At 66.8% G+C, this 25,461-nt stretch carries 22 protein-coding genes; 9 read left to right on the top strand and 13 right to left on the bottom strand.

The features are described from left to right. Positions 1–148 precede the first annotated feature (148 nt). On the top strand, positions 149–2,776 hold the full coding sequence (locus tag CQW49_RS15755; protein WP_003610115.1) for a TonB-dependent siderophore receptor: 2,628 nt from the start codon (positions 149–151) through the stop codon (positions 2,774–2,776). Between the two features lie 73 nt (positions 2,777–2,849). Here the strand turns inward: CQW49_RS15755 and CQW49_RS15750 are convergent, their stop codons facing one another. Further along, entirely contained in the window at positions 2,850–3,818 is a 969-nt protein-coding gene (locus CQW49_RS15750) for a beta-ketoacyl-ACP synthase III (protein ID WP_003610117.1), read from the bottom strand. A gap of 192 nt (positions 3,819–4,010) precedes the next feature. Here CQW49_RS15750 and rimO point away from each other — a divergent pair, with 192 nt between their 5' ends. Next, positions 4,011–5,369, top strand: a complete 1,359-nt coding sequence (gene rimO, locus CQW49_RS15745) for a 30S ribosomal protein S12 methylthiotransferase RimO (protein ID WP_003610119.1) — start codon at positions 4,011–4,013, stop codon at positions 5,367–5,369. Here rimO and CQW49_RS15740 read toward each other — a convergent pair. Further along, a complete protein-coding gene (locus tag CQW49_RS15740; RefSeq protein WP_003610121.1) occupies positions 5,351–6,802 on the bottom strand; it encodes a site-2 protease family protein in 1,452 nt (483 codons plus the stop codon). The genes rimO and CQW49_RS15740 overlap by 19 nt on opposite strands. Positions 6,803–6,875: 73 nt before the next feature. After that, complete coding sequence (locus tag CQW49_RS15735; RefSeq protein ID WP_003610123.1) at positions 6,876–8,324, bottom strand: zinc metalloprotease; 1,449 nt, start codon at positions 8,322–8,324, stop codon at positions 6,876–6,878. A 177-nt stretch (positions 8,325–8,501) separates the two neighbouring features. On the opposite strand from CQW49_RS15735, the gene CQW49_RS15730 reads away from it, so the two are divergent. Further along, positions 8,502–8,765 carry a hypothetical protein gene (locus CQW49_RS15730; protein WP_003610124.1) on the top strand — a complete coding sequence of 88 codons (264 nt, stop codon included), beginning with the start codon at positions 8,502–8,504 and terminating at the stop codon, positions 8,763–8,765. Here the strand turns inward: CQW49_RS15730 and CQW49_RS15725 are convergent, their stop codons facing one another. The 5 genes from CQW49_RS15725 to CQW49_RS15705 form a co-directional block, all read right to left on the bottom strand. Further along, complete coding sequence (locus CQW49_RS15725; RefSeq protein ID WP_040566413.1) at positions 8,766–9,332, bottom strand: nicotinate-nucleotide adenylyltransferase; 567 nt, start codon at positions 9,330–9,332, stop codon at positions 8,766–8,768. It lies immediately after the preceding gene. Positions 9,333–9,428: 96 nt separating this feature from the next. Further along, on the bottom strand, positions 9,429–9,806 hold the full coding sequence (locus CQW49_RS15720) for a toll/interleukin-1 receptor domain-containing protein (RefSeq protein WP_003610126.1): 378 nt from the start codon (positions 9,804–9,806) through the stop codon (positions 9,429–9,431). Beyond that, a complete protein-coding gene (locus CQW49_RS15715) occupies positions 9,803–10,213 on the bottom strand; it encodes a toll/interleukin-1 receptor domain-containing protein (protein ID WP_003610127.1) in 411 nt (136 codons plus the stop codon). Before CQW49_RS15715 ends, CQW49_RS15720 begins: the two co-directional genes overlap by 4 nt. A 27-nt stretch (positions 10,214–10,240) precedes the next feature. Beyond that, positions 10,241–11,533, bottom strand: coding sequence for a glutamate-5-semialdehyde dehydrogenase (locus tag CQW49_RS15710; protein WP_003610128.1), 1,293 nt, complete (start codon positions 11,531–11,533; stop codon positions 10,241–10,243). A gap of 202 nt (positions 11,534–11,735) precedes the next feature. Further along, positions 11,736–12,089, bottom strand: coding sequence for a hypothetical protein (locus CQW49_RS15705; RefSeq protein ID WP_003610129.1), 354 nt, complete (start codon positions 12,087–12,089; stop codon positions 11,736–11,738). 305 nt (positions 12,090–12,394) lie between these two features. Here CQW49_RS15705 and CQW49_RS15700 point away from each other — a divergent pair, with 305 nt between their 5' ends. Then, positions 12,395–13,450: a 30S ribosomal protein S2 gene (locus CQW49_RS15700; RefSeq protein ID WP_003610130.1), complete on the top strand. Its 1,056-nt coding sequence runs from the start codon at positions 12,395–12,397 to the stop codon at positions 13,448–13,450. 87 nt (positions 13,451–13,537) lie between these two features. Further along, on the top strand, positions 13,538–14,461 hold the full coding sequence (gene tsf, locus CQW49_RS15695; protein ID WP_003610131.1) for a translation elongation factor Ts: 924 nt from the start codon (positions 13,538–13,540) through the stop codon (positions 14,459–14,461). A 133-nt stretch (positions 14,462–14,594) separates the two neighbouring features. Here tsf and CQW49_RS15690 read toward each other — a convergent pair whose 3' ends face one another. Beyond that, positions 14,595–15,227, bottom strand: a complete 633-nt coding sequence (locus CQW49_RS15690; protein ID WP_003610132.1) for an outer membrane protein — start codon at positions 15,225–15,227, stop codon at positions 14,595–14,597. A 229-nt stretch (positions 15,228–15,456) separates the two neighbouring features. On the opposite strand from CQW49_RS15690, the gene CQW49_RS15685 reads away from it, so the two are divergent. Continuing rightward, positions 15,457–16,047, top strand: a complete 591-nt coding sequence (locus tag CQW49_RS15685; protein ID WP_003610133.1) for a TetR/AcrR family transcriptional regulator — start codon at positions 15,457–15,459, stop codon at positions 16,045–16,047. Positions 16,048–16,112: 65 nt separating this feature from the next. On the opposite strand, the gene CQW49_RS15680 is transcribed toward CQW49_RS15685, so the two are convergent. Further along, positions 16,113–18,056 (bottom strand): methyl-accepting chemotaxis protein, encoded by a 1,944-nt coding sequence (locus CQW49_RS15680; protein WP_003610135.1) that lies wholly within the window; start codon positions 18,054–18,056, stop codon positions 16,113–16,115. Positions 18,057–18,354: 298 nt separating this feature from the next. Between CQW49_RS15680 and CQW49_RS15675 the strand changes: the two genes are divergently transcribed. Then, positions 18,355–19,137 carry a phosphorylase family protein gene (locus tag CQW49_RS15675; protein ID WP_003610137.1) on the top strand — a complete coding sequence of 261 codons (783 nt, stop codon included), beginning with the start codon at positions 18,355–18,357 and terminating at the stop codon, positions 19,135–19,137. A gap of 5 nt (positions 19,138–19,142) precedes the next feature. Here the strand turns inward: CQW49_RS15675 and CQW49_RS15670 are convergent, their stop codons facing one another. The 3 genes from CQW49_RS15670 to CQW49_RS15660 form a co-directional block, all read right to left on the bottom strand. Continuing rightward, positions 19,143–19,589, bottom strand: a complete 447-nt coding sequence (locus CQW49_RS15670) for a MaoC/PaaZ C-terminal domain-containing protein (protein WP_003610139.1) — start codon at positions 19,587–19,589, stop codon at positions 19,143–19,145. A 321-nt stretch (positions 19,590–19,910) separates the two neighbouring features. Beyond that, on the bottom strand, positions 19,911–21,263 hold the full coding sequence (locus tag CQW49_RS15665) for a type 2 periplasmic-binding domain-containing protein (RefSeq protein ID WP_003610141.1): 1,353 nt from the start codon (positions 21,261–21,263) through the stop codon (positions 19,911–19,913). Positions 21,264–21,368: 105 nt separating this feature from the next. After that, positions 21,369–22,613: an argininosuccinate synthase gene (locus tag CQW49_RS15660; protein ID WP_003610143.1), complete on the bottom strand. Its 1,245-nt coding sequence runs from the start codon at positions 22,611–22,613 to the stop codon at positions 21,369–21,371. Positions 22,614–22,754: 141 nt separating this feature from the next. Between CQW49_RS15660 and CQW49_RS15655 the strand changes: the two genes are divergently transcribed. Next, a complete protein-coding gene (locus CQW49_RS15655) occupies positions 22,755–23,180 on the top strand; it encodes a transcriptional repressor (protein ID WP_003610144.1) in 426 nt (141 codons plus the stop codon). Positions 23,181–23,495: 315 nt separating this feature from the next. Further along, positions 23,496–25,439, top strand: coding sequence for a PrkA family serine protein kinase (locus tag CQW49_RS15650; protein ID WP_024749614.1), 1,944 nt, complete (start codon positions 23,496–23,498; stop codon positions 25,437–25,439). Positions 25,440–25,461 lie beyond the last annotated feature (22 nt).

Raw genomic sequence — 25,461 nt, 5'->3', positions numbered from 1 at the left:
AATCTTTGTCCCCTTTTCGCGGGCTCCCCGTCGGTTGGTCGCGGGGCGTGCGGACGCCCCACGATCCGAGGGGCGAAAAACGATGAAGCGGCGAGTCGTTGCGAATGAGCGCAGCAAGCGGAACAGGGCGCGGCGGGGAGGCGAGGCCATGGGAACAGCGCTCGCCTCGCTGATGCTCGGCGCCGCCGTCGGCGGCGGGACGCCGGTCACGCCGGCGGCGGCCTCCATCGCGCCCGAGGAGATCGGCGGGCTCGTCGCCACCTATCACATCCCGCCGGGGTCGATGTCCTCGGCGCTCAACGATCTCGCCGATTCCGTCGGCATGCATGTGGCCTTCGAGGCGCGCCTCGCGCAGGGCCTGCGCACGAAGGGCCTCACCGGCCGGCATTCGCTGCGCGAGGCGCTCGACCGGCTGCTCGCCGGCACCGACCTCATCTATCGCTTCGCCGATAATCGCCGCACCGTGCTGATCACGCTGGCGCAGAACGACACGACGCGCAATGACGCGAGCGGGGCGGAGGCGCTGCCGCCGATCGACGTCGGCGCCCAGCAGACGCGAGCGCGCGGCGCCGCGGGCCTCGGAAGCGGGGGAGCGACCGGATATGTCACGCCCACCACTTCGACCGCGACCAAGATGGACATTCCGAACCTGCAGCTGCCGGCGTCGGTGAAGGTGGTGCCGCACGAGGTTCTGAAGGATCAGGTCGTCACCAACATCAAGGACGCGCTCGAGAATGTGAGCAGCGTGCAGACCGCGCAATCGCAATCGGGCAGCCAGGTCTTCAACCGCATTCGCGGCTTCCTGACGCCGCGCATGTTTCGCAATGGCCTGCTAGCGGTGTCGCCGGGCAATCTCCTCGATATCGGCACGTCGAACATCGAGAGAGTCGAGGTGATGAAGGGGCCCGACTCGATGCTCTACGGCCGCAGCGATCCGGGCGGACTGATCAATATCGTGACGAAGCGTCCGGTGGACGCGCCGATCCACACGATTCAGCAGCGCTTCGGGCAGTTCTCGCAATATTTCACCGAATGGGACATCGCCGATTCTGCGACCGAGGACAAATCCGTCCTCTATCGCGTCTCGGGCGGCTATCTGAACAGCGGCGGCTTCCGCGATTTCAGCCATACCGACCGCGTCCACGTCAATCCGAGCGTGACCTGGCGCCCGACGCAGGACACGAGCTTCACGGCGGACGTCGAATATTACAATCAGGACTTCACGCAGAATCTCGGCATCACTATCGATCCCTCGAATCCTACCCGGCCAGCTAATATTCCGATCTCGCGCAACCACGTCGGGCCCAATGCGCCCCTGTCCAACAACCGCAACCTCTATGTCGGATCGGAGCTGACGCACCGATTCAACGACAGCTTCACCTTGAAACATCGCTTCCTGGCCAGCTTCCTGCATCACGACGACGCCTACTCCAGCAACGCCGACGTCGATTCGGCGGGCAATGTGCTCAGGCTTCCCTTCAGTCAGCAGAATGATTCGGAAGTCTACGGCACGAATCTCGATCTGCTCGGGCATTTCGATATCGCCGACACGCATCACGACACGCTGATCGGATTCGACTATCAGCACATTTATGCGGCCTACGGAAATCAGGGGCGCTTCTACCCGCCAGACCCCGCGTTCACCGTCAATATGTACGATCCATGGGCCAGCGCGGTCTACACCTCGATCCCAACCTCATTCTACGAGTGGCAGCGCGTCTATGACCGGCCCCGCTATCTGAACGATCGCCAAGTCAATCTGTTGGATCAGGAAGGTCTCTACTTCCAGGACCATGTCTCGCTCCTGGACGGAAAGCTGCATATTCTCGGCGGCGGCCGCTTCGACTGGCTCTGGCAGGGCCAAGCGCGCGGCAGCTCCGCCGAGGCGGCCGAATCCTATATCTACTCTCATCCCGTGACCATCAATCCCGCCGCGGTCGGCGATCCCCTGTCCGCCGCCAATCGTCAATACAGCTTCCTCGCGCCCACCCGTTCCGACACGGCCTTCAGTCCGCGCGTCGGCCTTCTCTTCCAGCCCGTTCCCTGGGCGAGCGTCTACGGAAGCTGGACGCAGGCGTTCACACCCAATATCAGCGCCTCGGCGGGCGTCGACAATTTCAATCGCCCCTTCGCGCCCGGGAAAAGCGAGCAGGTCGAGGTCGGCGCGAAGGCGGAATGGTTCGACGGGCGGCTGACGACGACGGTCGCGTTGTTCGAGCTGGAGAAGAAGAACATCCCGGTGCGCGACATCGCCTCGCTCGACCCGACCGCGCTCCTCCTGGTCGGCGCGGCGCGCAGCAAGGGCGTCGAATTCGACGCGAGCGGCAAGATCCTCGATAATATGAGCCTCATCAGCAGCTTCACCTATATGGATGCGCGCGTCACAAAGGACACGAACACCGATCCGGCGACCACCACGCAAGGACGCCGCCTGATGGGCGTTCCGCGCTATCAGGGAAGCTTCTGGGCAAAATGGGATGTGAGGGAGATCACGGCGCTCGACGGTCTCAGCCTCGGTTTCGGCGTGTTCGTCGTCGGCAATCGCCAGGGCGACGATCAGAGCAGCTTCCAGCTTCCCGGCTATGTGCGTCTCGATGCGATGGCCGCCTATAAATGGAAGGTCATGGGTCAGACGGTGACGGCGCAGCTCAATCTGCGCAATCTCGCCAACACCCGCTACTACGAGTCGTCGGACAGCAATTTCTCGACGCCGAAATATGCGATCTATCCCGGGGCGCCGTTCACGGCCGTCGGCACGATCAAGCTCGAGTTCTAGGAATAGAGCTCGGGCGGCATCCTGTGGCGGCGCTGCAACAGGGAGCGGATTTCGTCCGCTCCCGCGCCGCCCCTCACCACCGCATCACGGCGCCGCCCCAGGTCATGCCGGCGCCGATCGCCATCATGGCGATCACATCGCCCTTCTTCAAACGCCCCGCGCGATTGGCCTCATCCAGCGTGATCGGCAGCGAGGCGCTCGAGGTGTTGCCGAAGCGGGCGATGTTCATCCAGCATTTCTCGACCGGCACGCCGAGATTGGCGAGCACGGATTCGATGATGCGGGCGTTGGCCTGATGGGCGATCACATGGTCGATCTCGCTCGGGCTCACCCCCGCCTGCGCCAGCGCCTCGCCGACGATCTCCGGCAGGACGCGGGTGGCGAACTTATAGACCTCGCGGCCCTTCATCTTGATCTTGCCGCCCTCGAGGACGCCCTCGGCGCCGGCCGAGGGGCGCGGAATTCCGAGAATGCCGGTGAGGGAGCCGTCGGTGCGCAGGCTCGTCGCCAGCAGTCCGCGCCCCTCCTCCTCGCCGCGGCCGAGCACCATGGCGCCGGCGCCGTCGCCGAACAGCACGCAGGTCTCGCGATTGGTCCAATCGGTGACGCGGCTCAGCGTCTCCGCGCCGATCACCAGCGCGCGCCGAATCTTGCCGCTCTGCAGGAACTGGTCGGCGATGGAGAGCGCGTAGAGCGAGCCGGCGCAGGCGGCGGAGACGTCGAAGGCGAAAGCGTTGGCGGCGCCGATCGCAGCCTGCACATAGGCGGCCGAGGCGGGGGTCATGGCGTCGCCGGTGACGGTGCCGAGAATGATCATGTCGATCTCGAGCGGATCGACGCCGGCGAGAGCGAGAGCGTTGCGCGCCGCCGCGGCCGCCATGGTCGCGGTCGATTCCTCCGGCGCGGCGACGCGCCGCTCCTCTATGCCGGTGCGGCTGACGATCCAGGGACCGGAGGTCGCGACCATTTTCTCGAGGTCGGAATTGGTCAGGACCCGTGAGGGAGAATAGGACCCGGTTCCGAGGATGACGGTTCTGAGCAAAGGCGTGTCGCCCTTTCTTTCTTGCTGGGGGCGAGCCTTCGAGGCTCGCGGTCCAGATGCGGGCCTCGGACCGCGCCTTCAGGCTCGCTCTCGACAGCTCGCCCGATCCTGGCGCGGCGACGAGCCTCGGCTTCGGCATTGCGCGCGCCAGGGCGATTGCCACGGCGCTCGCGCCATGGCAAGCGTCTTTCCATGCAGAACCCGCCCCCTCCGGCCGAGCCCGCCGCCGACGCGCCGCGCGTCTCCTTCGTCTCGCTCGGCTGTCCCAAGGCGCTGGTCGACAGCGAGCGCATCCTCACGCGGCTGCGCGCCGAGGGCTATGAGCTCTCGCGCACCCATGCGGGGGCCGATGTCGTCGTCGTCAACACCTGCGGCTTTCTCGACAGCGCCAAGGCGGAATCGCTCGAGGCGATCGGCGCTGCGCTGAAGGAGAACGGCAAGGTCGTCGTCACCGGCTGCATGGGCGCCGAGCCGCAGGCGATCACCGACCGCTTTCCGCAAGTGACGGCGATCACCGGGCCGCAGGCCTATGAGAGCGTGGTGGAGGCGGTCCATGCGGCGGCGCCGCCGCGTCGCGATCCGTTCCTCGATCTGGTGCCGGAGCAGGGCGTCAAGCTGACGCCCCGTCACTACGCCTATCTGAAAATTTCCGAGGGCTGCGACAATTCCTGCTCCTTCTGCATCATTCCGCATCTGCGCGGCCCGCTCGCCTCGCGCCCGGCGGCGGAGGTGCTGCGCGAGGCCGAGAAGCTGGTGAAGGCGGGCGTGAAGGAGCTGCTGGTGATCTCGCAGGACACGAGCGCCTATGGGCGCGACCTGCGCTATGCCGAGAGCGCCTTCGGCGATCGCGCGGTGCGCGCGCGCTTCCTCGATCTCTCCCGGGAGCTCGGCTCGCTCGGCGCATGGGTCAGGCTGCATTACGTCTACCCTTACCCGCATGTCGACGAGGTCGTCGCGCTGATGGCGGAGGGGAAGGTGCTCCCCTATCTCGATATCCCATTCCAGCACGCCGCGCCCTCCGTATTGAAGACGATGAAGCGCCCCGCCAATGAGGAGAAGACGCTGGAGCGCATCAAGGCGTGGCGGCGCATCTGCCCCGACCTCACCTTGCGCTCGACCTTCATCGTCGGCTTTCCGGGCGAGACCGAGGCGGATTTTTGCTATTTGCTCGATTGGCTGGACGAGGCGGAGATCGACCGCGCCGGCGCCTTCCGCTACGAGCCGGTGGCCGGCGCGCCGGCCAACGACCTGCCGCTGGAGGCGGTTCCCGACGAGGTGAAGGAGACGCGCTGGAAGCGCTTCATGGAGCGCCAGCAGAAGGTGAGCGCCAGGCTGCTGAAGCGCAAGATCGGCAAGCGCCTGCAGGTGCTGATCGACGAGCCGGGCGGCGGAGCATCCGGCGCCCTCGCCAAGGGACGCTCGAAGGCCGATGCGCCACAGATCGACGGCGCGGTGAATGTGGCGTCACGCAGGCCGCTCAGGGCCGGAGATATCGTGACAGTGAAGATCGAGCGGGCGGACGCTTACGATCTTCACGGCGTGGCGGTGTGATCGCCGCACGCCTCGCGAGCGGCTGATGCCGGCCTCATGTCCTCGGGCCGCTCGGAGCCCGATCGCATCGCCGCCGCAATATCCGGCAGCAGCGTGCGGGACGCTTCGACGAGGATCGCGAGCGTCACGGCGAGCGTCGCCCCCGCCGCCGCCGATTGCCGCCGGCTCATCGGCGCCGACTCCAAATCGAGCGCGTGAGGCGACAATAGGCGATAGGTCCAGACCGCGACGAGCAGCGCGGCCACGCTGCCGAGATAATTCGCCGTGACCCACGGCGTCGTCGCATAGCCGAGAGCCGCAAACACAGCGGTGATCGACACCGCCCGCGAGATGCGGCCGGGAGCGAGCGCGTCGACCGCCTTGCCGCCGTCGAGCATGCCCAGCGGCGCGAGATTGACGATATTCAACAGAATCATCGTCGAGACGAGAGGGATCAGGACGAAGGCCGCCGCGGCTCTCGCATCGGCGCCGTCGAGGAGCCGGTCGAGCAGATCGAGATCGGGCGCGCCGCCCTCGATGCTCCAATAGGCCGCCGGCGCGAGCGCCGCCACCAGCAGAGCGGAAAAAGCCGGGCCGCCGAGAGCGATCATCGCTCGCTCGTAGCGGCTCGATGTCGGGCGCGCGCCGAGGGTCGCGCCTCCGAAGAACGGAATGAGCATTATGGCGGCGTCGCTATGGCCGAAGGCGCGCATCACGACATAATGGCCGAGCTCATGGAGCAGAACCGCAGCCTCCAGGCAGACGGCCGTGAGCACATAGAACCAGACCGAATGCTCCGAAGCGCCCACGCCGAGCATCAGCGCGCTCGCGGCGATCGCCGCCACGCCGAGCCCGATCGCCGCCGAGCGCGACAAGGCCGATTTTGCAGGAGGCGCGGCGGAGCCTTCGCAATGCGCGCGCAAGTGATCATGATATCGGTCGTAGAAGCGGGACGCCCACAAATGGCCGACGATTCCCTTCGGCCTCACATCGATGCGCTGCTCGAGGCGCGTGACGCCGTTCTCCTCGGTGAGCGTCGAGACGGTGCGCGCAGCGTCCGCCGGCTTCCAGGCGACGCCGCCGAACGACTCGATCTCGGTCTCGAGACGTGTCGCCGGCTCGAGATGGAGGACGCGCGACACGAGCGTCCTGGTCACGCCCGGTCGAGCCGAAAATCGGACCACGGCCTCGTGCCGCAGCGGCGGGCCCTCGACGAAGCGCTGCGTCTCGATCTGCAGCACGCCCGCCCAACCGTTCGGGGGCGAGGGCTCGAGCAACATGGCGGACCAGACGGCTTCCGGCGTGGCGGCGATCGAAACGCTGCAACGGAAGACGCGTCGCCACAAAGGCGCGTAGAACATGAGCCAGAAGGCGGCGAAAGCGCAGAGCAGCCAGACGAGCGATCCTGCGGCCCCTTCGAAAAATTCGGTCAGTGAAATCATTGCGGCGGCCATGACGGTCCCCTTTCACGACGACACCATGCCGATGCGAGGTTCACAGAGGCTTAAGCGAAAGCGAGATCGCGCGTCACGGCGCCATGACGCGCGTGTCGCGCACCGGATACAGAGACGGCGGTCCGTCGTCACTGGTCGCAGGCGCATGGTCGCATCGCTGTTGCTGCATGATCTTGTTCACGAACTCCGGCAGCAGCGCGCGGGATGCGACGACATAGGCGGCGATCGTCAAAAGGAGCGCCGCGAAGGTGACGGCGAGCTGGCCGCTGCTCATCGGCTCCGATCGACGATCGAGCGTGTCGGGCGTGAGCATCGCATAGGCCCATGTCACGGCCGCCACCGCGGCGACGGCGCCGGCGAACGTCGCCGACCCCGCGATCGCCGATGCGACGCCGACCCCAGAGAGAAGAGCGGCGCCGAGGAGAGCGCGCGTCGCGCGGCTGCGAGCGAGAGCGCCGACGATCGCCGCGCCGTCGAGCGAGCCGACGGGAGCGAGCTGCACGAGATTGTAGAAGATCATGAGCACGGCAATGACCGGCGCGCAGTCTCGGACCGTCGAGATCGGATCGTCGTCGGTCTCGGCGGATAAGCCGCCGCAATCGACAGGGATCGCATCGAGGCCCCATTGCGCGAGAGGCGTGAGCGCCAGCGCCGCGAGGGCCGACAGACCCGGACCGCAGAGCGCGGACATCGCGCGTTCGTACCGGCTCGACGCGCGGCGCGCGCCGAGCGTTGCGACGCCGAAAAAGGGGAGGAGCGTCATCCTCGCATCGCCATGCCCGAACATGCGCATCGCGAGGAAGTGACCGAGCTCGTGCAGGATGATCGCGAGCTGAAGTAGCGCGAAGAGCATGACGAGCCCCGAGCCGGTCTCGGCGTTCTCCGCTCGGCCCAGCGCGACGCCTCCGGCGACGACGGCCGCCACGGCGAGCCACGCCGCGGTCCGTCGCATCGGGAACGACATCGGCGGCGGCGACGCGCCTTCGCAATGCGCGCGGATATGATCCCAATAGCGATCATAGAATCGAGATAGCGACCAATGGCCGAGCAGCCCCCGGACCTCTCGGCTGATCTCGTGCTCGATCCGGGTCAGCCCCTTCTCCTCCTCGAGACGGAGGCTGACGCGCGTCGCCTGCGCCGGCGTCGCCGCGACGCCGTCGAGCAATTCGCATTGGCTCTCCAGCCGTTTCGCGTGATCGATGTGCAGGATGCGCGAGAGCGTGGTCCGGGTCGGTCCGGCTCGGCCCGAAACGCCGACCACGGCCTCGTGGCGGATCGGCGGGCCTTCGACGAAACTCTGGCTTTCGACCTGCGCCGCGCCGCCCCAGCCGTCCGGTGGCGAGGGCTCGAGAGTCAAAGCGGACCAGATTTTCTCGGCCGGCGCGCAGATCGAGAGTCGGTGTCGGAACATGCGCCGTCCGCGCGGCGCATGGAAGACGATCCAACAAATGGCGGCGATGCCGAGCGCCCAGACGAGTGTCTCGCCGGTCGCGCCCTCGAAAAATTCGGATGCTGAAATCATTATCGGTCCTGCTGGTCCTCGAGCCCCGATGAGCGGCCCGCACACGTCGAGCGGCGGCGCGGCGTCTCGTCCGCATCGCGGTGTGATAGACTATCAAACCGCCTGCTCTCGCGCCCCTGCTCGGCTCGTGTCAGAAGGGCGGAGCCGAATGACAGAAACGATAGAGAGGAGCCGTCCATGACCGACGAACCGCCGAAGGACCCCATTCCGCGTTTTCTGGCCAGCCGTCAGCTCGTCTTCTTCACGGCGGTCATTCTCGCCATGTGGGTGTTCGTCACCTTCTTCTTCCGCAATCCCTATCAGCAGGCGGTGGAGTTTGGTTACTACGACAAGCACCCTTACGACGAAGGGATGGTGTGGACCTATGTGCTGATCGTCGTGCCGATGATCGGCCTCGGCGCCGCGCTGCTGTGGTGGCAGCGGCGCAGCCAGCGCAGATGATCAACCGCGGCGCGCGCTGCGCAGCGCCGTCGAGGATTGCGCGACGCGCGGGCCATGCAGAAAGACGAAGGCCGGCGGCCGCGCGTCGGCGAGACGCGCGGCGTCTTCCTCGCGCCGGCGCGCGCCGGCGAAACGCTGCGCCGCTTTGGCCGATATCGCCCTGAAGGTCGCGCCGGGGCGATCCACGACCGCGATCGGCGTCGTGCGCACGATCTCCTGCCAGTCGCGCCAGCGGTCGAACTGCAGCAGATTATCGGCGCCCATGATCCAGACGAAGCGCACGCCGGGACAATGGCGGCGCAGATAGCGCAGAGTGTCGGCGGTGTAGCGCGCGCCGATCTCGGCCTCGATCCCGGTGACGACGATGCGCGGATCGCGCGCGATCTTCTGCGCGGCGGCGATGCGCTGCTTCAGCGGCTGCAGTCCGGCGGTCTGCTTGAGTGGATTGCCCGGCGTCGCCAGCCACCACAGGCGATCGAGCGCGAGGCGCCGCAGCGCGACGCGCGAGACATGGAAATGCCCCTCGTGCGGCGGGTCGAAGGAGCCGCCGAAGAGGCCGATGCGCATGCCGGGCGCGTGGGGCGGGAGGCGGAATGAAGTCACTTCCGAGCCTGAGGAAATCCGGAGTGTTCTTCTGTCGTCGGCCCCGAGGAGCAGGCCTCGTCAACTCGCATAGCGTATGAGCGCGCCCACGACCTCGTCGAGAGGTTTGTTGGCGGCGTCGAAGATCGCGACGTCGGCGATATTGACCGGAAGGTCGCGACCATCGGCGTTCGGCGCGACGACGAAGACTTTCTTGCCGAGCGCTTTGGCTGCGCCAGCTTCAAACACGGCAAAATTGGCTCCGCTCGCGCCGGTCTGCGGCAGCACCAAAATCATCGCGTCCGAGCATTCGATCGCCTTGCGCAAGCCGTCTTCCCAAGACGAGCCTGGAGAGAGAGCGGCGTCGCGCCAAACCGTTCCACCCCGTCGCTCGATCTCGGCAGCGAGCGAAGCGGCGTATCGGCGGTCGTCCTGGCCATGGGAAAGAAAAAATTTCATCCTTGGTCCCTGCGGCTCGCACGCTCCAGCATCTCCCGAAGATAGTCCTCGTAATCGTCGAGGGCAATGACGTTCGTCGGGCCGAGGCAGGCCATTCCGCCATGGTTTCTCTCGATTTCCTCGATCGTGATCCCGTAGAGCACGCCGAAAAATCTTTTCCGCAGGGCCCAGGCGGCCGAAAGCTCCGTCCAGACCCAATTACGGTCGACGGACCATGGGGTCAGCAGCGCCACGAGCTCATCGCAGCCTTCGATTCCCTCACGAATTCGTAACTCTATGCGGTCGCCTTTCTTGATGTCGAAAATGTCGATGAAGGCCGAAGCGCCGCCGTCCTGGATGAGGCGCGCCATTTGGCGCGCGATCCATTTGTCGTGCCAGCCGTGCGAGATGAAGATCGAATAGGTCAAAATCGACTCTCCACTCCGCCGGAATCTTCACCCCCGCACCTGGCCGGCGCCGTGGACGCGATAGTTGAACGATGTCAGCTGCTCGACGCCGACCGGCCCCCTCGCATGCATCCGCCCGGTCGCTATGCCGATCTCGGCGCCGAAGCCGAACTCGCCGCCGTCGGCGAATTGCGTCGAGGCGTTGTGCAGCACGATCGCCGAATCGACCTCCGTCAGGAAGCGCCGCGCCGCGCCCTCGTCGTTCGTGACGATGCAATCGGTGTGATGCGAGCCATGGGTCTCGATATGGGCGATCGCCGCATCGAGCCCGTCGACGACGCGCGCTGCGATGATCGCATCGAGATATTCGGCGCGCCAATCCGCTTCGCTCGCGGGCACGACCCGCAGATCCGTCGCCTGCGCGGCGTCGTCGCCGCGCACCTCGCAGCCGGCGTCGAGCAGCGCCTGCACCAGCGGCGCAAGATGCGTCGCCGCGCAGGCGCGGTCGATGAGCAGAGTCTCGGCCGCGCCGCAAATGCCGGTGCGGCGCATCTTGGCGTTCAGCACGATGCGCCGCGCCATGTCGAGATCGGCGTCGGCATGGATGTAGACATGCACGATCCCTTCGAGATGGGCGAACACCGGCACGCGAGCCTCATGCTGCACGCGCTCGACGAGGCTTTTGCCGCCGCGCGGCACGATGACGTCGATATTGCCGTCGAGCCCGGCCAGCATGGCGCCGACGGCGTCGCGATCGGCGACGGGAACGAGCGAGATCGCCGCCTCTGGCAGGCCGGCTGCGCGCAGGCCCGCGGTGAGACAGTCGTGAATGCCGCGCGAGGAGCGCAGGCTCTCCGAGCCGCCGCGCAAAATCGCGGCGTTGCCGGCCTTCAGGCACAGCGCGCCGGCGTCGGCGGTGACATTGGGGCGGCTCTCGTAAATGACGCCGATGACGCCGAGCGGGGTCGAGACGCGCTCGATCACGAGACCGTTGGGCCGCTCGAAGCGGGCGAGAAGGCGGCCGACCGGATCGGGAAGCTCGGCGATCTCCTCGAGGCCGCGCGCGATGGCCTCGATCCGGCCAGGGTCGAGCGTCAGCCGATCGAGGAAGGACGAGGCCGTTCCGCGCGCCCGCGCCTCGGCGACGTCGAGCGCATTGGCGGCGAGAATGTCCGGCGTGCGCAGCCGCAGCTCGTCCGCCGCGGCGCGCAAAGCCGCGTCCTTGGTCTCGCGCGGGGCGAGAGCGACCGAGCGCGCGGCCCGTCGGGCGGCGTGGCCGATGCCGGTCATCAGCGCCTGGACATCTGCGCCGGCGGTGTCGATCTTCTGCGCTTGCGCCATGACTTTCGTCTCTCTTCGCCGAACAGCGATGCGCTGGTGAAATTCGACCGATTCGACAGGGCTGAAAGAGCGAGCCTGAAGGCTCGCGGTCCGAGCGCAGCCCTGGACCGCGAGCCTTCAGGCTCGCTAACACATCGCTAGCACGAGAGGCCCCCGGCGCGAAAGGGGCGGCCCTTCGCGCCGGGCTTCGAGCGATCGCGGCTCAGTCGTCGCTGAGCCCGCCTGCCGCCGCGCCGGCGCCGGCCCCGGCGGCGGAGGCTGCAGCCGCGGCGGCCTCGGCGTCGCTGCGCTCCGAATCATGCGCCTTCGCCTTGGACTTCTTCGAGTGGTGAGCGCGCTTGGCGGGCTTGCCCTTGCCCTCGGCCGCCTGCTGCTGCTGGGCCGCCTCCTGCTCCGCGGCGGCGGCGTCGTCATGGCCGGCGGCGGCGGGGTCGCCCGCATCCTCGCTCTGGGAGGCGGCCGGCGCCGCATGGCGCTTTGCGGCGTGCGAGAGGGTCGGCGCGAGCGCGAAAGCGAGGGCGAGGCCGAGCGAGGCGGCGATGAGGCTGCGTGACATGATGTAAACACTCCTTGGAGAGATCGAATGGACCTTAATACGGACCGTGAGCGGACCGAAGGCCCGCGATCTGTCCCGAACAAATCGGCCAATTTGCGGCCTGCCGCGCACAGGGAGGGAGCTTCGGCGCGCCCGGCGTTCGCTGTCGTTCGCCCCCTTGCCGGCTGCGGCGTTCTCGCCTATAAGCCCGGCCATCTCACAGGCGAAAGTCCAAAGCGGTTCCTGCTTCAAGGACCCGTTCCGGTGGCCGGCGCGTCCGGCCTCTCCTCGACGCTTTCGCCGTGGCTCAACCGGAGAAACAAAAAATGGCGCTTCCCGATTTCACCATGCGCGGACTGCTCGAGTCCGGCGCGCATTTCGGCCATCAGTCGCATCGCTGGAACCCGAAGATGGCGCCGTTCATCTTCGGCGCGCGCAACAACATCCACATCATCGACCTCGCCCAGACGGTGCCGCTGCTGCACCAGGCGCTGAAGGTCGTCTCCGACACGGTGGCGCGCGGCGGGCGCGTGCTGTTCGTCGGCACCAAGCGTCAGGCGCAGGACCAGATCGCCGACGCCGCCCGGCGCAGCGCGCAATATTACATCAACTCCCGCTGGCTGGGCGGCACGCTCACCAATTGGAAGACCATTTCCGGCTCCATCCAGCGTCTCCGCAAGCTCGACGAGCAGCTCTCGGTCGGCTCCGGCGGCGTCACCAAGAAAGAGCGCCTGCTGCTGACGCGCGAGAAGGAAAAGCTGGAGAAGGCGCTTGGCGGCATCAAGGACATGGGCGGCACGCCGGACCTCTTGTTCGTCATCGACACGAACAAGGAGCAGCTCGCCATCAAGGAGGCGGGCCGGCTCAAGATCCCGGTCGTCGCCATTCTCGACACCAATTGCGATCCGGACGGCATCACCTATCCGATCCCCGGCAACGACGACGCCGGCCGCGCCATCGCGCTCTATTGCGATCTGATCGCGCGCGCGGCGATCGACGGCATCTCGCGCAGCCAGGGCCTATCCGGCATGGACATCGGCGCGATGGAGGCGCCGATGGCCGAGCCGGCGCTCGGGACCGTCCATGAGGATCTGCGCTCGCCCGAGACCGTCGCCGCCGACGCCGCGGCCGAGGTCGACATCGCGCTCGAGCCCTTCGAGCTGCTGGCGGCGCCGCGCGGCGCCCCGGACGATCTCGCCAAGCTGCATGGCGTCGGCCCGCAGCTGGTCAAGAAGCTCAATGACGGCGGCATCTTCCATTATTGGCAGGTCGCCTCGATGCAGCCGGGCGACATCGAGAAGCTCGACCATGATCTGAAGCTCAACGGGCGCATCACCCGCGACGGCTGGATCGATCAGGCGCGCGCTCTGGCGACGGCCTGATTTCGCGCCAGCGTCATATTCTCGTCCAATGATCCGCGCGCCGTCGGTCCGACGGCGCGCCCAACGCTCTTACAAGGGGTCGAACCCATGGCCACGATCACTGCCGCTCTCGTCAAGGACCTGCGCGAGAGCACGGGCGCCGGCATGATGGATTGCAAGGCCGCTCTCACCGAGACCGATGGCGACATCGAGGCGGCCGTCGATTGGCTGCGCAAGAAGGGCCTCTCCAAGGCCGCCAAGAAGTCCGGCCGCGTCGCCGCCGAGGGCCTCGTCGCCGCCATTGTCGGCGAGGGCGTCGGCGTCGTGGTGGAGGTGAATTCCGAGACCGACTTCGTCGCGCGCAACGAGGACTTTCAGAAGCTCGTCCGCACGATCGCCGACGTCGCGCTCAGCTCCGGCGCCGCGAGCGCCGAGGAGCTCACCGGCAAGGCCTATCCGGGCGGCGGCACGGTCGCCGAGGCGATCACCTCCGGCATCGCCACCATCGGTGAGAATCTGACGCTGCGCCGCGCCGGCGGCTTCGCCGTCGAGGGCGCGGTCAGCCGCTATGTGCACACGCAGATCTCCGATGGACTCGGCAAGATCGCGGTGATCGTCGCGCTCGAATCGAAGGGCGACAAGGAGGTGCTGTCGACGCTGGCGCGGCAGATCGCCATGCATGTCGCCTCCGCCAATCCGCTGGCGCTCGACGCCTCCGGCCTCGATCCCGCGACCATCGAGCGCGAGAAGGCGCTGCTCGCCGAGAAGAACGCCGGCAAGCCGGCCCATGTGCTGGAGAAGATCATCGAGTCGGGCCTCAAGACCTATTACAAGGAGGTCGTGCTGCTCGATCAGGTCTCCAACCACCCGGATCACAGCGGCAAGACCATCGCCCAGACTCTCAAGGAGCACGAGGGCAAGGCCGGCTCGCCGATCGCGATCAAGGGCTTCCTGCGCTATGCGCTCGGCGAGGGCATCGAGAAGGAGACGAGCGACTTCGCCGCCGAGGTCGCCGCCGCCGCCAAGGGCTGACCGCCCGCAGGTCGAGCCAAACGAAAGGGGCGAAGCGAGCCGGTCGGCCGCTTCGCCCCTTTTCTTTGCGCCGTGTTCTTCGCGCCCGTCGCGCATGACCCGCTCTCCCGCAGCGAGTCATGCGCGCGGCCGATCAGAACAGGTTGAAGTGATAGTTCACGCCGGCGCGGACCGTGTGGAACTTGGCGCGCTGCGGAGCGACCCAACCCCAGCCCGAGTTGTTCTGGAGGTCGGTGTAGAGATATTCGACCTTCGCCGACCAATTGGGCAGAAACGCCCATTCGACGCCGCCGCCGGCGGTCCAGCCGGTGTGCGTGTCGCTGGACCACGGCGCCTTCACCTCGCCATAGGCGAAACCGCCCGTGCCGTAGGCCAGCAGCTGGGAGTCGAACAGGGTGACGCCGACGCGGCCGCGCACCGTGCCGAACCAGGGCAGGCTCACCTGCTGTCCGAACCAAGTGTTGCGGCTGAGGCTCGTGCCCTGGAAGTCGGTCTCGAGGCCGACGACGAACAGGGGCGAGAGCTGCAGATTATAGCCGATCTGGCCGCCGCCCACGACGCCGCTGTAGTCGCCGCCAAGGCCGTTGTCGGCCTTGAATGCGCCGCCCGCGTTGAGGCCGACATAGGCGCCGGTCCAGGAGAAAACCGGCGGCGGCGGCGCAAAGTCCGGCGCCGCCTTGCGCGACGGCAGATCGGCCGCCTGAGCGGCTCCCGCCGCCAGCGCGGCGGAGATCGCGATAGCCGAAAGGCTGTTCTTGATAGTCATGGTCCCTCCCCCAGGTTTCGATCGAAACACTGTCGCCGCTCGAGCGTGAGCGGCGCAGAGGGCGGAATAGTCGAGACCTGGTTAACAAGTCAACCATGGTTGACTCCGTCGCAGGGCCGCGGGAGCGCCCGAGCCAGACCGGAAAGGTTGCAGAACGCCCTCTCGCGAGATTGACCGCCGACGTCGGAAGAATAGTCTGGTCGGCCGGGCGGCGGGGAGAATCGAAAAGATGCGTGAGGAAAAAGCGGGCAAAAGGTCCGCGGAGGCCACCAAGCAGAAAATATTGGCGGCGGCGATCACGCGTTTTGCGCGCGCATCTTACGAGGAAGTCAGGCTGAGAGATATTGCCGCCGATGTGCGGCTAGATGTCGCGCTCGTCCACCGCTCCTTCGGCTCGAAGGACCAGCTGTTCGCGGCGGTGATCGCGGCAACCTCCCCTTCCGATCTGCTCACGGCCGACCACGAGGCGCTGTGCGCCGCCTTCGCCCGCCGCAATTTTGCGCCCTGCCAGAACGAGGGCCTGCAGATTTTCATTCGTTCGCTCACCAGCCCGCTCGCCAGAAGCGCGCTGCGCGCTCATTGCTCGCGCGATTTCATCGAGCCGCTCGCCGCCACGCTCGGCGGGCCGGAAGCGCCGCAGCGCGCCGCGCTGTTCATCGCCAGCACGATCGGCGTCGCGATCCTGCGCGACATTCTGGAAATCGGCCCGCTCTGCGAGCGCGCCGATACGGATCGCCAGACGCTGATCGAAGGCCTGCTCGCCTCATGTCTCGGAGTGGAGCGGCGGGCCGGCGATGTCGTCGCCGCGCCTGGAGACTAGAGCATTCTTTCGTTTGAGCGAATTCTGATCGATCGAATTCCGTTCGATCGGAAAGCGCTCCAGGCTCAGAACTCGGCCCAATCGTCGGCCTCGGCCTTGCGGACCGCGGCGCCCGATCCGGCGCTCGCGACCTGCTTCAGCGCCGGACGCGGCGCGTTCTGCGAGCGGCCGCCGGGGCGCTGGCCGAGGCGGAAGCTCGCCACCGACCGCGCCAGCTCCTCGGTCTCGCGGCGCAGGCTATGGCTCGCGGCCGTCGTCTCCTCGACCATGGCGGCGTTCTTCTGCGTGCTTTGGTCCATCTGGCCGACGGCCGTGTTCACCTCGGCGAGGCTCGTCGCCTGCTCGCGCGCGCCGACCGCTATGTCGGTGACGACCCGGTCGATCTCGCCGACTTGAGCGACGATCGTGTCCAGCGCCCGGCCGGTCTCGCCGACGAGATCGACGCCCTGCCCGACCTCGATGGTCGAGGTCGCGATGAGGCTCTTGATCTCCCGGGCCGCCTCGGCCGAGCGCTGCGCCAGCGCCCGCACTTCCGACGCCACCACCGCGAAGCCCTTGCCGGCGTCGCCGGCGCGCGCCGCCTCGACGCCGGCGTTGAGGGCGAGGAGATTGGTTTGGAACGCGATCTCGTCGATGACGCCGATGATCTGGCCGATCTCCCCGGAGGATTTCTCGATGCGTCCCATGGCGTCGACGGCGCGACGGACGATCGCGCCGCTGCGCTCCGCCTCGGTCTTGGTCGAGCCGACGATCGCGCTGGCGTGTCCGGCGCCCTCGGCGCTGCGGCGCACGGTCGTCGTGATCTCCTCGAGCGCCGCCGCGGTCTCCTCCAGGGCCGCCGCCTGCTGCTCGGTGCGGCGCGCGAGGTCGTCCGCTGCCAATGCGATCTGCGACGCGCCGGAGCCGATCGCCTCGGACCCGCCGGCGACATGCGCCAGCGCCGATTCGAGCTGGGCCGCCGCGGCGTTGAAATCGTTCTGCAGGCGGCGATAGGCCGCAGGCACGGCGGACGCCAGCCGATGGGTGAGATTTCGGTCGGCGAGCGCCGCGAGGCCGGCGCCGATCGCGTCGAGCGCCGCCTCGCGTTCGTGGTCCGCGGCGGCCTGCTCGGCGCGGCGGCGCGCCTCGGCCTCCTCGGTCCTGCGACGCTGCTCGGCGTCGCGCGCCTCGGCCGCGCGCAGCTCCAGCGCATTGCGTTTGAACGTGTCCAGCGCTCGCGCCATTGCGCCGACCTCGTCGCGCCGGGCGACGCCCTCGACGACGATGTCGCATCCGCCCTCGGCGATTTCGCCCATCTGCGCGGTGAGCCGCAGGATCGGCCGGCCGATCTTGCGACCCGACACATAGAACATGATGGCGGCGCCGAGCATCACCGCGATGGCGCCGAGCGCCAGCATCGCCAGAATCGTCTGATCGGCGCGACGCGAGAGGTCCTGGCCGGTCCCCTGATTCTCGGCGACGACGGCGACGTAATAAGCGCGCATCTGATGCGCGAGCGCGGCGATCTCCGCATCGATGGGCGCGAGCGCTCTCACGAGCTCGGCGAGTCGGTCGAGATCCCGAGGCTGCAGTTTCGAGCCATTGTCGAGCGACGGCGTGCTCTCGATCGTCGCGACGGCGGCGCGCGCCTGCTCGACGACCGCGGCGATGCGGGTGCGAAAGCCTTCGATCGTCGTGGCGCGCGACGGATCGAGCGCGGCGGCCTCTCTCAGCAGTCCGTCGATTCGCGGGCCGGAGCTTTCGAACTCTTCTTTCGCTGTCCGATGCAGAGCATTCTGCGAATCATGGGCGAGCATCGAATGGACGGAATAGCCGATCTCGGTCAGCGCGCGATTGGATCTGAGCATGCGAATGGCGGACGCGTCGGAGTGCTCGACCAGTTGTTCGTAGCTCTGCGCGAGATTGGTCACGCGATAGGCCCCGAGCCCGGTCACGCCCAGAAACAACAGACTCGTGACGCCGAGTGGAACGAAACTCTTGATGGTGAGCCCGAGATCGTCGAAAGTCATGGCGGGTCGATCCTCTTCGAATCGCAACTGGAAACGACGGCCGGAGCCGCTCGGCGCCGCATTGCGCGCAAATCATGACAGCAGGCCGCAGAACACGGGGCTGCGGCGTCGCGCCGTCCTTTTTGGAACGCGGCGACGCTAGGCTGAAAACCTTGCCAAATTGTCTATCCAGTCAAAGTCTTCTGAACGATTTATCGAAAAAGAAACCACGTCTCGGTCCATGCGTTGCCGCGCGCCCCCTTGTGGCGGGCGCGCGCTGCTGACAAGCTGTCCCGCGAATCGAATCGCGAGGCGATACATGAGCACCCCTGCGCGCGCCGCCGCCGACAAGATCGGCGCTCTCGGCCGGCTCGGACCAGTGGACACGGCGGTCGTGCTCGGCCGGGATTTTCTCGCCGCGGCCGACATCGCCGAGCAGGCGACCAGCGTCCCCTATGGCGAGCTGCCGGGCTTTCCTCCCGTCCCCGGCGGCGATCTGACGATCGGTCTCGTCGAAGGCTCGCCGATGATGTTCTTCCGCGGTCGACCGGAATTCTACTCCTCCGGCGATCCGAGCCTCATGTCGAGCGCCTTCGAGACGCTGTCGCTGCTCGGCGTCCGCGCCGTGCTGTCGACCGGCCATGTCACCTCGACCAACGCCGACCTGCTGCCGCCATCGCTGCTGAGCGTCGCCGATCACATCAATCTCAGCGGCCTCAATCCGCTGATCGGCGCCGCCGGCGACAATTTCGTCAATATGAACGCCGCCTATGACAAGCGGCTGATGCGCCGCCTCAAGCAATCCGCGGCCACAGCGGGCGTCACGATGAGCGAGGGCGTGTTGCTGTGGCTCTCGGGGCCGAGCTTCGAGACGCCCGCGGAAGCCAGGCTGGCGCGCCTGCTCGGCGTCGACGCGATCGGCATGTCGATCGCGCCGGAGGCCATTCTGGCGCGGCGTTTCGCCCTGCCTTTCGCCGGCGTCGCCGTCGCCACCGATTATGCGGCCGGCTTCTGCAACGGCAATCCGACCTATGATCCGACGCGCAGCGCCGGCCTCGTCGCGATGCGACGGCTGCTGCGCGCGTTTCAGAAGAACAGATAGGCCGATCAGCCGCCTTCGTCCTGACGGGTGAAGGCGAGGATTTTCGCCGTCAGCCGCTGCACCGTCTCGCCCGTCTGATTCGACGTGGTCACGCGAATTTCGACGACGCCGCGCTCGGCGCCGGGGCGCGCCGCGACAGAGAGAATCTCCGCTTCCACCGAGAGCTGATCGCCGGGACGCACGGGCTGCGTCCATTCGATGCGGCCGCCGGTTCCGATGAGCCCGCCGGCGAGCGGCGCGCATTGCGTGAGCATGCGCATGGTCAGCGCGGCCGTGTGCCAGCCGCTCGCCACCTGCTCGTGAAAGAAGGTCGCGCGCGCCGTCTCCGCATCGAGATGGAAGGGCTGCGGGTCGAATTGCGTGGCGAAAGCTTCGACCGCTTCGCGGGTCACCTCGACCGGGCCGGCGTGGAAGCGCTGGCCGACGGCGAGATCCTCGAGATGGAGAGTCAATCAGTCGTCCTCACCGGGGAGCGCGGGGCCGCGCTGCTTCGCAACGCGCCGATCCTGCGCATTTCGGCTTCGTATATCAAAGCGAGGCGAGACGAGCGAGCCTTCGTCTACTGCGTCACACAATGAAAAATTACTCAAAAACAGGTGTCTCGATGTCGGCCAACGGACGTTGGAGCGTCATGCGAGCGAAGCGAAGCAATCCTTCAGCCGCGGGGCGGCCCCTGGGCTGCTTCGTCAATTCGCTCCTCGCAATGACGCCGCCCCAATCATAGCGGCTCTCGTGACGCAGTAGATTTACAGGTTCGCTCCCTCCACACGCGCCTACTCTCCCGCGCGCACCTCGCGCAGGCTGCGCAAGGGCGTGACCTCCGCGACCTCGCCGCGCGTCTCGCCGAGCGCGCGGCGGCGCTCCTGTATGGCGAGGCGCGCCTGATCGAGCGCCAGCGACACCATATGCAGCTCGCTAGGCGCCATTTTGCGCAGCCGCACATCGGCCATGGCGTCGACGATCGCCTGATCCAATTCGCGCTCGTAATCATCGAGCTCGGCGGCGTTGGGCGCGGCGCGCGCCGCCGGGAGAATTTCCAGCAGGCGCTCGATCAGCCGCTCGGAGCGCAGCTGCGTCGAGATGCGCAGGCGGCTCGCGAGCGCCGCCGCCGCCGAGCCGACGAGCGATGTCAGCATCGCGCCGAGATAGAGAAAATCGCTGTATTTGTCGAAGAAGCCGTGCTCGTCGCCGTCGATGAAGTCGATCGTTCCCTGATGCGCGGGCACCGCCGAATCCTTGTCGGTGGACGGCGCCTCCATGTAATTGGCGAGCGGCGCGAGCGCGGCGAGCGCGGCGCGATGGACGAGCAGTTCGCGCGTGAGCTCGCCGGCGACGCTGGCGGCGATGATCGGCCTGCCGACCAGCAGCACCGCGACGCTCGGCGTCTCCAGCGATTCGGCCGGGCGCGGCGGGTCCCCGCCGAGCGCGCCGCGCAACACCTCGGTCGTCTCCAGCGTCGGCACCCGCTTGGCGATCGCCTTGGCCTCGGCGATCGGCAGAAACACCGGCGGCTTGCCATTGCCGGCCGCGGCGATCTTGGCGACGACCTCGCTGGCGACGCCGAACTGGGGCAGAGCGACGAGGAAGATCGCCTCGACGGCGCGCGCGCGCAGCGCGTCTTCGACGCCGCCGGGCGCGACGACGGTGGTCGTCACGCTCTGCCGCGGAATGTCGTATTGATCCAAAATCGTCTCGAGCAGCCGTGCGTTGGACTGGGCGCCGGGGACCTCTTGCACCACTGCGACCTTCTTGCCGCGCAGATCGGCAATGCGCTTCAGCCTGGTTCCGCCGGGCGCGATCAGCAGCGCGGCGTTGCGATGCAGCACCACCAGCGCCCGCGCGGCCGGCGGCAGAGCGTCGCTGCGCACGACGGCGAGGTCGCTCGATCCGTGCTCGAGAGCGGCCGCGGCCGCGGCGGCGTCGGCGACCGGGACGACCTTGAGGCGCACCTCCTCGCGCTGATGCGCGAAAGTCTGCGCCGCCGCCGTCATCAGACGGAAATCCTGCGCGCTCTGCGCCACGGCGACGCGCAGCTCGGTCGGCCGATTATAGGCGTAGAGCGCGGCGGCGATGCCGCCGACGACCACGAGACAGGCGGCGACGGCGGCGAGAAGGGTTCGTGTCATTTTCGGTCAGCCTCGGTCACGAAGCCCGAATCTGACGTCAATGTGCGACCGATTGTGGTTTTCTCCAAGGCTAGCTGAAGGAAATCTTGGGCGAGCCGATGGAAATTATGCTCCTTTCGCGCCGCGGGCGTTGCGCTTGGCGAGCGTGCGCAAGCGCAGCGCGTTGAGCTTGATGAAGCCTTCGGCGTCGCGATGGTCATAGGCGACCGCTCCCTCCTCGAAGGTCACGAGCTCCTTGTCATAGAGCGAATAGGGGCTCTCGCGCCCGACGACGGCGGCGCTTCCCTTATAGAGCTTCAGCCGCACACGGCCGGTGACCAGCTCCTGGCTCTTGTCGATCAGCGCCTGCAGCATCTCGCGCTCGGGCGCGAACCAGAAGCCGTTGTAGATCAGCTCGGCGTATTTCGGCATGATCTCGTCTTTCAGATGCGCGGCGCCGCGGTCGAGCGTCACGCTCTCGATCCCGCGATGGGCGACGAGCAGAATGGCGCCGCCGGGCGTCTCGTACATGCCGCGCGACTTGATGCCGACATAGCGGTTCTCGACGAGGTCGAGCCGGCCGATTCCATGGGCGCGGCCGAGCTCGTTGAGCTTGGTCAGCAGCGCGCCCGGCGTGAGCGCGACGCCATCCACGGCGACGGCGTCGCCCTTCGCGAAGTCGATGGTCACATATTGCGGAACGTCCGGCGCCTTCTCCGGATCGATGGTGCGCGAGAAGACGTAATCAGGCACTTCCTGCGCCGGATCCTCGAGCACCTTGCCCTCGGAGGAGGTGTGCAGAAGATTGGCGTCGACCGAAAAGGGCGCCTCGCCGCGCTTGTCCTTGGCGATCGGAATCTGATTCTTCTCGGCGAAGTCGATGAGCGCGGTGCGCGAGGTCAAATCCCATTCGCGCCAGGGCGCGATGACGTTGATGTCCGGCTCCAGCGCATAATAGCCGAGCTCGAAGCGCACCTGGTCGTTGCCCTTGCCGGTCGCGCCATGGCAGACGGCGTCGGCGCCGAGCTTTCTCGCGATCTCGATCTGCTTCTTGGCGATCAAGGGCCGCGCGATCGAGGTGCCGAGCAGATAGAGCCCCTCATATTGGGCGTTGGCGCGAAACATCGGGAAGACGAAGTCGCGCACGAACTCCTCGCGCAGATCCTCGATGAAGATATGCTCGGGCTTGACGCCGAGCAGCTCCGCCTTGGCGCGCGCCGGCTCCAGCTCCTCGCCCTGGCCGAGATCGGCGGTGAAGGTCACCACCTCGCAGCCATAGGTCGTCTGCAGCCATTTGAGGATGATCGAGGTGTCGAGGCCGCCGGAATAGGCGAGGACGACGCGTTTGATGTCTTTCTTCTGGCGAGACATGTCTTCTCTGTTCCTGGACGGGGCCGCAGCCGAAATCGAGGCGCGACTATAGTGTCGCCCGCCGCGCGCGCAAGCAGCGCGTCGGGCGGCGGCGGTCGTCGTCGCGCTCGTCTTCGGCGCGGCGCCGCGCTACAATGGGGCATGAACAAGAAGCGAGCGCCGCAGCGCGGCCTCACGCCGGCGCGGCGGGCGGCCCTCGACATTCTCACCAAGGCCAACCGCCCGGTCGGCGCCTATGAGATGATCGATCTGCTTGCGGTGGAGAACGGCAAGCGTCCCGCTCCGATCTCGGTGTACCGAGCGCTCGGCTATCTCCTGGACCAGGGCCTCGCGCATCGGCTCGCCTCGCGCAACGCCTTCGTCGTCTGCGGCCACGCTCATGAGGACGGCGAGCCGGTGATCTTCTTCATCTGCGACGAATGCGGCGAGGTGCGCGAGGCGACCTCGCCCACGCTCGCGGGCGCTTTGACGAGCGCGAGCGCGGCGGTCGGCTTCGAGCCGCGCACCCGTGTTCTCGAGATCGCCGGCCGCTGCGCGCGCTGCACGGAGGCCGCGAGCGAAGCGTGAGCCTGAGCGTGGCGCTGTCGAGAACTTTACCATGCTCGCGACGAATCCTGTCGACGCCGCCCGCGATCTTCGCCAATATTCCACTCGGCGCCCCAACTGATGACGGAATGAACCGTTACGTCTACCCTGAGCCCGATCCGATGCTCATATGGACGTTGAGACAAGCTTTCCGCCAGCCCGGCACAATCTTTGCCTCGGATGCTCTCGGTCGACGAGGGTGGGGCGGTCGACGGAACTGGCGACGAGGCGGCCCGGAGCCCATGCTCCGGGGCCGTCGAGACGATGAGCCACAGCGCTCGAGGCGACAGGTGCCCCATGACGAACCCGGACGTTTTTGCTGATTTTGCGCGGAGCTACCGAGGCAGGCGAGCGGTCGAGATGCCGCTCTCCGACTATCTCGACCTCTGCCGCGAAAATCCGAAGACTTACGCGAGCGCCGCCGAGCGCATTCTCGAGGCCATCGGCGAGCCGGAGCTGATCGACACCTCGCGCGACCCACGGCTCGGCCGCATCTTCATGAACCGGACGATCCGCATCTATCCCGCCTTCGCCGAGTTTTTCGGCATGGAGGAGACGATCGAGCGCATCGTCAGCTTCTTTCGCCATGCCGCGCAGGGGCTCGAGGAGCGCAAGCAGATCCTCTATCTGCTCGGCCCCGTCGGCGGCGGCAAATCCTCGCTCGCCGAGCGCCTCAAGGCGCTGATGGAGGTCGATCCGATCTATGTGCTGAAGGCCGGCGAAGAACTCTCGCCGGTGTTCGAGAGCCCGCTCGGCCTGTTCGATCCGGCGACGGCCGGCGACATGCTGGAGCAGCGCTACGGCATTCCGCGCCGGCGCCTCAACGGCCTGATGAGCCCGTGGTGCCTGAAGCGGCTCGACGAGTTCGGCGGCGACATCACTCGCTTCACTGTCGTCAAGGTCACGCCGTCGCGGCTGCGTCAGATCGCCATCGCCAAGACCGAGCCCGGCGACGAGAACAACCAGGACATCTCCTCTCTGGTCGGCAAGGTCGACATCCGCAAGCTCGAATCGCTCGCCCAGGCCGATCCCGACGCCTACAGCTATTCCGGCGGCTTGAACCGGGCCAATCAGGGACTGCTCGAATTCGTCGAGATGTTCAAGGCGCCGATCAAGATGCTGCATCCGCTGCTGACGGCGACGCAGGAGGGAAACTACATCGGCACCGAGAATATCGGCGCCATTCCTTTCTCCGGCATCGTGATGGCCCATTCCAACGAGGCGGAATGGCAGAGCTTCAAGAACAACCGCAACAATGAGGCCTTCATCGATCGCATCTACGTGATCAAGGTGCCCTATTGCCTGCGCGTCACCGAGGAGCAGCACATTTATGAAAAGCTGCTGAAAGGCTCCGAGCTCGCCGAGGCCAGCTGCGCCCCGAGCACGCTGGAGATGCTCGCGCGCTTCATCGTGCTCTCGCGCCTGAAGCCGCATGAGAACTCGAACCTCTTCTCCAAGATGCGCGTTTACGACGGCGAGAGCCTGCGCGAGGTCGATCCGCGCGCGCGCAGCATGATGGAGTACAAGGAGGCCGCCGGCGTCGACGAAGGCATGGACGGCTGCTCGACCCGCTTCGCCTTCAAGGTTCTGGCGGCGACCTTCAATCACGACACGGTCGAGGTCGCGGCCGATCCTGTGCATCTCATGTATGTGCTCGAGCAGTCGCTGCGCCGCGAGCAGCTGCCGCCCGAGACGGAGAAGCGCTATCTCGAGTTCATCAAGGCCGAGCTCGCGCCGCGCTACGCCGAATTCATCGGCAACGAAATTCAGAAGGCCTATCTCGAATCCTATCAGGATTACGGTCAGAATCTGTTCGACCGCTACATCGATTACGCCGACGCCTGGATCGAGGATCAGGACTTCAAGGATCCGGACACGGGCCAGATGCTGGACCGCGACCTGTTGAACCAGGAGCTCACCAAGATCGAGAAGCCGGCGGGAATCGCCAACCCCAAGGATTTCCGCAACGAGGTGGTGAAGTTCGCGCTGCGCTGGCGCGCCTCCAACGAGGGGAGGAACCCATCCTGGGCGAGCTATGAGAAGATCCGCGACGTGATCGAGCGGCGCATGTTCTCGCAGGTCGAGGAGCTTTTGCCGATCATTTCGTTCGGATCGAAAAAAGACACTCAGACAGAAAAAAAACATGCAGAATTCGTAAGCCGCATGATGGCCCGTGGCTATACGGAGCGACAGGTGCGCCGTCTGGTCGAATGGTACATGCGCGTCAAACAGGCCGGCTGACGGAGAGGGAGGCCGGCGAAGA

This window comes from Methylosinus trichosporium OB3b (genome assembly GCF_002752655.1).
Taxonomy (GTDB): Bacteria; Pseudomonadota; Alphaproteobacteria; order Rhizobiales; family Beijerinckiaceae; genus Methylosinus; species Methylosinus trichosporium.
The sequence above is the reverse complement of the archived record's forward strand: the minus strand, read 5'-3'. Positions and strand labels throughout refer to the sequence as shown.